This is a genomic window from Photorhabdus khanii NC19, from assembly GCF_000517265.1.
Taxonomy (GTDB): domain Bacteria; phylum Pseudomonadota; class Gammaproteobacteria; order Enterobacterales; family Enterobacteriaceae; genus Photorhabdus; species Photorhabdus khanii.
The window spans coordinates 390,659-400,173 of record NZ_AYSJ01000017.1; the positions used below are offsets into that span (position 1 = coordinate 390,659).

Sequence of the window (9,515 nt, forward strand, 5' to 3'; positions counted from 1 at the left end):
GATAGCTTGTTTCATCCATTTCTGGTTCGTAATGATCAATCATTACCAAAACCAACGACGCCAATGCCTTCGCTTGATCTGTTAGCCAGCCCGCTGGCAGAAGAGGAACCAGTTGATATGTTTGCCCTTGAGCAAACTTCCCGTTTGATTGAAGCACGTCTGAGTGATTATCGGGTTAAAGCTGATGTGGTTGGTTCCTCGCCAGGTCCGGTGATTACCCGGTTTGAATTGGATTTGGCTCCCGGTGTTAAAGCATCACGTATTTCCAACTTATCAAGAGACTTAGCGCGTTCTTTGTCTGCGGTAGCGGTACGTATTGTTGAAGTTATTCCCGGTAAACCCTATGTTGGTCTGGAGTTGCCGAATAGAAAACGTCAGACGGTCTATTTGCGTGAAGTATTGGATTGCGAAAAATTCCGCGATAATCCATCGCCACTGACAATTGTGCTGGGTAAAGATATTGGTGGTCAGCCGGTTGTCGCTGATTTGGGCAAAATGCCTCACTTGCTGGTGGCGGGTACAACCGGTTCGGGTAAATCTGTTGGGGTCAACGCCATGATCCTCAGCATTCTCTATAAAGCAAAACCGGAGGATGTCCGCTTTATCATGATTGACCCGAAAATGCTGGAATTGTCGGTTTATGAAGGCATTCCGCATCTGTTGACTGAAGTTGTTACTGATATGAAAGACGCAGCGAATGCACTGCGCTGGTGTGTTAATGAAATGGAACGTCGCTATAAACTGATGTCCGCGTTGGGTGTACGTAATCTGGCTGGTTATAACGAAAAGGTTAAACAGGCGGAAGAGATGGGCCGCCCCATTCCTCATCCATTCTGGAAACCTGGCGACAGCATGGATATCACTCATCCTGTGCTGAAAAAAGAGCCTTATGTCGTTGTCATGGTAGATGAATTTGCTGATCTGATAATGACCGTTGGCAAAAAAGTAGAAGAATTGATTGCTCGCTTGGCGCAGAAAGCCCGGGCTGCCGGTATTCATCTGGTTTTGGCGACTCAACGTCCATCTGTCGATATTATTACCGGCCTGATTAAAGCTAACATTCCAACCCGTATTGCCTTTACGGTTTCCAGTAAGATTGATTCCCGCACGATCCTTGATCAAGGTGGTGCTGAATCTCTTTTAGGAATGGGGGACATGCTTTACTTAGCACCAAACTCCTCTATCCCGGTGCGTGTTCACGGTGCATTTGTCCGGGATCAGGAAGTTCATGAAGTCGTTAATGACTGGAAAGCCCGTGGTCGTCCTGAGTATGTTGACAGTATCCTCAGTGGTGGTGATGATGCTGAAGGTGGCTTAGGTCTTGACAGTGATGAAGAACTGGATGCCTTGTTCGATCAGGCTGTTGAATTCGTTACTGAAAAACAGCGGGTATCGATTTCTGGTGTACAACGTCAGTTCCGTATTGGTTATAACCGTGCTGCGCGGATTGTAGAGCAGATGGAAGCACAGCAGATTGTCAGTGCTCCAGGCCATAATGGCAATCGTGGAGTATTGGCACCACCGCCACATGAGCGCGGATAATTAATTTTAAACTCGGACAATTCCGATAACAAATACACCGGGTAATAACGCTGAGTAAAGGTATCTCTTACATGAAGAAGCTAATATTGATGGGTTGTTTGATGGCTGGCATGGGTATCAGTTCCGCATGGGCAAATGCCAGCCAGGATTTGCAGGAACGTTTAGACAAAGTAAATAGTTTTCATGCCAGCTTTACTCAGACAGTAACCAGTGATGATGGTGCAACAATTCAGCAAGGTGAAGGTCAATTGTGGGTTAAACGCCCAAACCTGTTTAACTGGCATATGACATCACCTGATGAAAGTGTTTTGGTCTCGGATGGTAAAACGTTGTGGTTCTATAATCCGTTTGTTGAGCAGGTAACGGCCAACTGGCTGAAAGATGCCACTGGCAACACGCCATTTATGCTTATTACCCGTAACGATGCTAAAGATTGGTCTCAATATAAAATCAGCCAGAAAGGGAATGATTTTGAACTGACGCCGAATAATATCAATGGCAATTTGAAGCGCTTTTTTATTACTGTAACGGCTGATGGCACTATCCAGAAATTCTCGGCTGTTGAGCAGGATGGACAAAAAAGTATCTATCAATTAAAAGGGCAGCAAAATACCCATGTGGATGCGGCAAAGTTCAGTTTTACATTACCGAAAGGCATTACGCTGGATGATCAGCGCCAGTGAGGTTTTAAGTGAGCAACCTGTCACTCGATTTTTCACAAAATGAATTCCAGCCACTGGCCGCGCGTATGCGGCCGGTGACATTAGAGCAATATATCGGCCAGCAGCATTTACTGGCTGAAGGAAAACCATTGCCAAGAGCTATTCGGGCGGGGCAACTGCACTCCATGATTTTATGGGGGCCGCCTGGAACGGGGAAAACAACATTAGCTGAAATTATTGGATATTACGCGAAGGCGGATATTGAACGCATATCTGCGGTCACTTCCGGTATTAAAGAAATACGTGAATCTATTGAAAAAGCGCGTCAAAACCGGAATGCAGGGCGCAGAACTATTTTATTTGTTGATGAAGTACATCGTTTTAATAAAAGCCAACAGGATGCTTTTCTGCCACATATTGAAGATGGCACGATTACCTTTATTGGTGCTACGACAGAAAACCCCTCTTTTGAGCTGAATTCCGCATTACTCTCACGGGCGCGGGTTTATCTGCTTAAATCATTGACGATAGAAGAGATTGAACAAGTGCTTGATCAAGCCATGAAGGATAAAGAGCGTGGTTATCATGGTCAGGATATTGTTTTGCCGGAAAACACTCGTCACATGGTTGCAGAGCTGGTTTCTGGTGATGCCCGTCGTTCACTGAATTTGCTGGAAATGATGGCGGATATGGCAGAAACCAATGCTCGGGGACAACGGGTTTTGACACCGGAGCTATTGAATGAAGTTAGCGGAGAGCGCAGTGCCCGTTTTGATAATAAAGGCGATCGTTATTACGATTTAATTTCAGCATTACATAAATCTGTGCGCGGTTCTGCGCCTGACGCTGCGCTTTACTGGTATGCCCGAATTATTACCGCGGGTGGCGATCCGCTATATGTTGCCCGTCGTTTACTGGCTATTGCTTCGGAAGATGTTGGCAATGCGGATCCCAGGGGAATGCAGGTCGCCATCGCCGCATGGGATTGTTTTACCCGAGTTGGGCCAGCGGAAGGTGAAAGGGCAATTGCTCAGGCGATCGTTTATCTTGCTTGTGCACCGAAAAGCAATGCTGTTTATACCGCGTTTAAAGCAGCGCTGGCTGATGCAAGGGAAAAGCCTGACTATGATGTCCCTGCACATTTGCGTAATGCGCCGACAAAATTGATGAAAGAGATGGGGCTTGGTGAAGAATATCGCTATGCTCATGACGAACCTAACGCCTACGCTGCCGGTGAAGTTTATTTTCCGTCTGAAATGCGGGAAACCCGCTATTATCAGCCGGCTAATAGAGGTTTAGAAGGAAAAATAGGCGATAAACTCGCCTGGCTTGCTGAACAGGATCAAAATAGCCCGATAAAACGCTATCGCTGATGTTGCTGTTGCGGTAAGGTTGACGGGTAAAAATATCTTATGGCCCATAAACTTGTGGGTCTATTCACATCATCTAACTTAATAACGACAAGCATAGGACAAGCATGCTCGATCCAAACATACTGCGTAATGAGCTAGACGCAGTCGCCGAAAAACTGGCTCGCAGGGGCTACACCCTTGACGTGGATACGCTGCGCAAACAAGAAGAGCGCCGCAAAGTTTTACAAGTTGAAACTGAAACCCTGCAAGCAGAACGTAATTCCCGATCGAAAACTATTGGTGCGGCAAAAGCCCGTGGTGAAGATATTGATCCATTACGTCAGGAAGTGAACCAGTTAGGTGAGAAGTTGGATACAGCGAAATCCGAACTGGAAAAACTTCAGGCTGAGATCCGCGATTTGGTGTTAAGTATTCCTAATACGCCAGACGACTCTGCACCAATAGGTAAAGATGAGAATGATAATCTGGAAGTGAGCCGCTGGGGTGAACCACATAAATATGATTTTGAAATCAAAGATCATGTTTCATTAGGTGAACTGGCGAATGGCTTGGATTTTGCCGCTGCTGTTAAACTGACCGGTTCGCGCTTTGTGGTGATGAAAGGGCAGATTGCCCGTCTGCATCGTGCTTTGGCGCAATTTATGCTGAACCTTCACACCGAGCAGCATGGTTATCTGGAAACTTATGTTCCTTATCTGGTTAACCATGACACCTTATATGGTACGGGGCAGTTGCCGAAATTTGGTGAAGATCTTTTCCATACTAAACCTTTGGAAGAGGAAGCAGCGAGCCATTACGCGCTGATCCCGACGGCTGAAGTACCGGTAACGAACTTGGTTCGTGGTGAGATTCTGGATGAAAGTGAATTGCCACTGAAAATGACGGCTCATACACCGTGCTTCCGTTCAGAAGCGGGTTCTTATGGCCGTGATACCCGTGGCCTGATCCGGATGCACCAGTTTGATAAGGTTGAATTGGTCCAGATTGTTCATCCTGACGAATCAATGAATGCGCTTGAAGAGCTGACCGGTCATGCAGAGAAGGTGTTGCAATTACTGAACCTCCCTTATCGTAAGGTCTTACTGTGTACGGGTGATATGGGCTTTAGTGCATGTAAAACTTACGATCTGGAAGTGTGGTTACCAGCTCAGAATACTTACCGTGAAATCTCTTCCTGTTCTAACATGTGGGATTTCCAGACTCGCCGTATGCAGGCGCGTTTCCGTGGCAAAGACGATAAGAAGACTCAACTGCTGCATACCCTGAATGGTTCTGGTTTGGCTGTTGGCCGTACTTTGGTTGCTGTCATGGAAAACTATCAGCAAGCCGATGGCCGCATTGAAATTCCAGCAGTATTACGTCCATATATGGGCGGTTTAGAATATATCGGTTGATTATTATTGTGTTAATGAAAAGCGCCAATTTGGCGCTTTTTTATTTTCAACCTTAAGCCACCTCCTAAAGAGGAATTATCCCAGAGTGAATAAAATTACATTATAGTATTGTGATCCGTAGCATTCTTTAAGTTAAATCAACTAATTACTTAGTGGTAACAAAAAAACGAAAATTTAATTTTATTGACATAAAGGATACAACTCTAATAAATTATCAATTTGATATATAATTTTTTTAATGACCAAATCAAATTTATTGTGCCAGAATCGAATTTAGCTCTCACATCAAAATTGTTAAATTCCAAACTTTCAGGATATGGTGGTGCCAACTTTGATCATAACACCTTTATTTGAAAGCAAAATTCGTTTTGATTTACAATAAATTATAAGGCAACAATCCAGTGAAAATATGGCTAAAACAACACCTTCGTATTCTAATAGGATTAGCAGTAATACTGATCATAACCCAATTGCTTGATACTTTAACCGGTGGCGCACTAAGTAATTTCGGTATTATTCCCCGATATGCTCAAGGATTAATTGGCATTCCACTGTCTCCATTCCTACATAGTAACTGGGAGCACTTGTTTAGCAATCTCCCCGCATTATTAGTACTGAGTGCGTTACTTATGACACACTCCATTCGTTATTATGTACTAGCCAGCCTGTTTATTATCTTTGTGGAAGGAACATTAGTCTGGTTATTTGGACGCACTGCTATTCATATTGGTGCCAGTGGATGGATTTTTGGCCTATGGGGATTACTGCTGGCTAACGCCTTTTTCCTGAGAAGAACAAAAGATTTCTTCTTTGCGATTCTGGTATTTGTGTACTACGGTGGGATCGTATTTGGCCTGTTACCGTGGCAAGAGGATATTTCAACGGAAGGACATATTTTTGGCGCGATATCTGGGCTGATTTTTTCTTGGTTGTCAAAGAAATGGATAATAACAGGCCATTAGTTTTATGATACTGGGGATAGTAGATTATCCCCATTTTCAGATATTCATTAATATAAACAGTAAGAAAATAGACTTAGTTACCTTTACTCCAAGAATAAATTACCATTCAAAGTAGAATGACAACTTGGGATATTTAGGAATATAATATTGCGACTTTTAATCATGATCTCATTTCTGAATTAAGAGTCGTATTCCATATCATTCAACAGAATTCAATTTAACTCTGTTTCAAACAGAGCAATAAAATTTATTTTTATGAAACAAGACTTTATAATTTATGCTTAAAAAAAAGCAAATAATATAACGTCAATAAGAGTATAAACAGGATATATTCAATGCGTAATAGACTCTTCCTTTGGTTACTTGTTCTGCCATTAATATTAAGCTGTTATGGTGGTTGGCAATATTACCGAACCAGTGAACTGACTGAAGCCCTCAACGGTATCAAATTTTTACATGCCGAAGCGACACAGTTGTTGAAAACCGATCCCAACGTTACAATGGAAATCAACGGCACTTCTTTTACCGCCAATCAAATCCTTAATAAAACAAATGAGATACTTAGCAGCGAAGAAGTCACATTCAATGAGTTTCAATCAATTCTGGATCTAGGAACGATTGGCGGTGGTGTATTATCACTGTTGTTAGGCGGATCCGCGATCTTATTGTGTATGCGCAGTGGTATTGTGGCCCGCAAATCCCGTGATGAATTATTGAAGGTATTTGATCGCTGTCGTCGGTTACTACCCTTTATTCTTGTTGGGCAGATGACATTGATTGGCCTCAGTATTTTTTCCCTGATCAGCTATGAAATACTTTGGTTTATTAATAATTTTGAAATGAGGGGTGGCGGGGTAAAAATTGTTGCTATTGCAGGTATGGCAGCATTGGCAATCCTGTGGTGCATTATTAAGGGTATTGCGAAACTCAAACACTGTTTTGCTATGTTTTCCCCTTCAGCTTCCCATTTGATGGGAAAACCCGTGACTCTAGAGGAAGCACCCGGCCTATGGCAATGGATCAATGAATTAGCTGAACAAGTCGGTACAGCGCCACCAGACAATATTGTTGTCGGTTTGACGGAATGTTTCTTTGTAACTTCCTACCCTGTCTGCATCAACAATGAACAGGTGCTTGAAGGTCGTACCTTATACTTCCCGCTAATCTACGGAGCATTGTTGAGCCGTGAAGAATCCGCTGCGGTGATCGGCCATGAATTAGGGCATTTTACTGGTGAAGATACCACCTACAGTCTCCATTTTTCACCGATCTATGCAGGCATGAGCCGCAGCATTGATGTGATGATCAGTAACGTCAAGGATGGAGAAGATTACTATAGCCGTTTGGTTATGAGTCCTTCCATTTATTTGGGTATCTTCTTCATCCAACAGTTTGATTTTGCGGTTAATCATTGGAGCCGTATCCGTGAATATGCCGCCGATGCTGTGGGTGTCAGATTGAGTAGTACTCAAGCTATTTCTAGCTCTCTGCTACGTATTTCTGCGGTGAGCGAGGCAGTTAACAAGCAATTGTCAGCGTTGTTTGAAGGTACATTGAAAGCCGATGATTTGTTGCCTGTCATTATTGATAACCTGCGCGAAAACGGCATTCCTGATGCAGGTCAGTTCTTGGAAAATGAGTTTACTCACCCAACGGATACCCATCCAACAACCAAATCACGTATTGAAGCACTAGAGCAACTAATAGATCAGGAATTGCTGGATTATGCTTCGCGTCCGGTTGAAGCAGGATATTACGATAATATTGATGATCTGTTTGCCGATGCTAAAGCGCTTTCGATGGAACTGACGCAAAACCTGTCAGGTGAAATTGGCGAGTATTATCAAGAGCAGAAACAAATTTGGGAGGAGCAGGTGGCGGTGTCATCTGAAGCCACCACATTGACCGTATCCAGTAAACGTAATCTTATGTTTATTCTGACTCTTACCTTCATGGTTATTGTGGGCAGTGGATTCCTTTTGTCTTTCATTATAGAAGGAACTCATTCAGAGAATATATTGGGAATACTTTCAATCTCCTCTGTAATTATCTTAGTGAACTTACTTTGTTTGTTATTTGCAATTATCATCTATAAACGCTGTAAAAACAGCATGATAATTTTGGAGCCAACAAAAATCAGTGGCTCTGATTTTCAGACACCTTATCCTTTGCATAATATTATTGATTTCAATTACATGATGTTTGATTCTTTTTTCTTTAAAGTCAGTACATTAACACTGGAGCTGGCAGACAATGCCACTCTGCCAGATATGACGCCTAAAAAGCGATTAGGCGGAGGTAAATTGAAGAAGAAAAAACGCCGTATCTTTTATAGCTTTGGGGGAACATTGAAAGCCAATGGCAAAAAAATATCTGATGAAAAAGTCATTGAAATGATCCACAACTATCTTCAAGCGGCTCATGCACAACATGCTTTGAATCAGCATCAATTTGATTAATGACAACTAACAGCCCGTTTATGATAACGGGCTGGTAATAATGGATATAATCACTGATTTTTGAATTTCGTATGGTTATTTCCATTTCAACAAAGGATCAATTTCGTACCGGAAAAAGGAGAGCCCAGTACCTCAATGACCAGTTCAATATCCTGCTGGAGCATAAAATAATCCAGAGAAGAGGGGATTCTCTGAATTATTTCAAAGATGCGGAGCTGTTCAAGGTATCTTAACCGAACAGCATTACCTTCTCAGGAGGTGTTCTTTTACATTTCTATTATTTACTCATTTACTGAAAATCAAATTACTGGATTTGGTAAAAAATAGATGTATCTTTTAGCTAACTAAAATGGATAATTTCTCCTTACCGATAAAAATGCTGCGGTAAGATGAATAATAACTAGCCAAAATTAACGGCATAGAGATTAAAAGACCTAAGCCGAAAGGAATTATAGAGATTATGAATATGATTGTCATCATGGTAAAGAATAATAAACCAGACAGTAAATTCTTTTTCACTGCTTCTAAACTCATTGATATGGCGGCACCCAATTTCAAATTATGGAGAACGATTAAGGCAGGTGCAAACCAGGTTAAAGCAGCAGCAATGATGCAGAAGATTATCAGAACAACGGCTCCAAGAAATAACGAGGACATACCATTTTGGAATATATCAACTGAAGGCTCATCATATTGGCTGGCTAATAGAATGTTCATCATTCCACTACCGCCGATTATAAGCATTGCGATAATACCAAGGAGCATAATACCAAATGACAAAGCACCAACGCCAAGCAGCGCGGCAAAATTTTTCTGGAATCCATTGAACAACAGCCCTAGCTCAAATTTTCCGGTAGTTCTTTGCTTCTCACACAGGGCAATAATACCACCAAGAAATACTGGGTTCAGAATCCCGGCAAATATCCCAAGGAGAGGAATAAACTGGAGAACAGACACAATAGTTAAATAGACAATGTTAAGCAGTATCCACATACCCAATTTACTTTTGACGAGATTCCATGCCTGACCAATCCATTTTATCCCATTTTCCCCATCGAGTGACTGACCACCAGGAATAAACACCTCCTGATTGCCAGATGTTGCTTGGGGATTAAAACTTAAG

At 42.4% G+C, this 9,515-nt stretch carries 7 protein-coding genes (1 of these 7 cut by a window edge); 6 read left to right on the forward strand and 1 reads right to left on the reverse strand.

The window, feature by feature from the left end:
• The 6 genes from PTE_RS22510 to PTE_RS22535 form a co-directional block, all read left to right on the forward strand.
• Nucleotides 1-1,542, forward strand: the final stretch of a protein-coding gene (locus tag PTE_RS22510; RefSeq protein ID WP_036850970.1) for a DNA translocase FtsK 4TM domain-containing protein. The gene continues 1,719 nt to the left of window position 1, outside the view; only the last 1,542 of its 3,261 coding nucleotides appear in the window; the start codon falls outside the window, past its left edge; its stop codon occupies nt 1,540-1,542.
• 71 nt (nt 1,543-1,613) lie between these two features.
• Nucleotides 1,614-2,225, forward strand: coding sequence for an outer membrane lipoprotein periplasmic chaperone LolA (gene lolA / locus PTE_RS22515; protein ID WP_036850972.1), 612 nt, complete (start codon nt 1,614-1,616; stop codon nt 2,223-2,225).
• Nucleotides 2,226-2,233: 8 nt separating this feature from the next.
• Nucleotides 2,234-3,577, forward strand: coding sequence for a replication-associated recombination protein A (locus PTE_RS22520; protein ID WP_036850973.1), 1,344 nt, complete (start codon nt 2,234-2,236; stop codon nt 3,575-3,577).
• Between the two features lie 104 nt (nt 3,578-3,681).
• Entirely contained in the window at nt 3,682-4,971 is a 1,290-nt protein-coding gene (gene serS, locus PTE_RS22525; RefSeq protein WP_036850977.1) for a serine--tRNA ligase, read from the forward strand.
• Nucleotides 4,972-5,372: 401 nt separating this feature from the next.
• On the forward strand, nt 5,373-5,933 hold the full coding sequence (locus tag PTE_RS22530; RefSeq protein ID WP_036850979.1) for a rhomboid family intramembrane serine protease: 561 nt from the start codon (nt 5,373-5,375) through the stop codon (nt 5,931-5,933).
• A gap of 335 nt (nt 5,934-6,268) precedes the next feature.
• Entirely contained in the window at nt 6,269-8,392 is a 2,124-nt protein-coding gene (locus PTE_RS22535; RefSeq protein ID WP_036850980.1) for a M48 family metallopeptidase, read from the forward strand.
• A 336-nt stretch (nt 8,393-8,728) separates the two neighbouring features.
• Here the strand turns inward: PTE_RS22535 and PTE_RS22540 are convergent.
• The coding region (locus tag PTE_RS22540; protein WP_036850982.1) for a BPSS1780 family membrane protein at nt 8,729-9,515 on the reverse strand (787 nt) is incomplete at its 5' end.

Coding starts and splice junctions, on each gene's coding strand:
- lolA (WP_036850972.1), top strand. CDS start 1,614: ATGAAGAAGCTAATATTGATGGGTTGTTTGATGGCTGGCATGGGTATC.
- serS (WP_036850977.1), top strand. CDS start 3,682: ATGCTCGATCCAAACATACTGCGTAATGAGCTAGACGCAGTCGCCGAA.
- PTE_RS22535 (WP_036850980.1), top strand. CDS start 6,269: ATGCGTAATAGACTCTTCCTTTGGTTACTTGTTCTGCCATTAATATTA.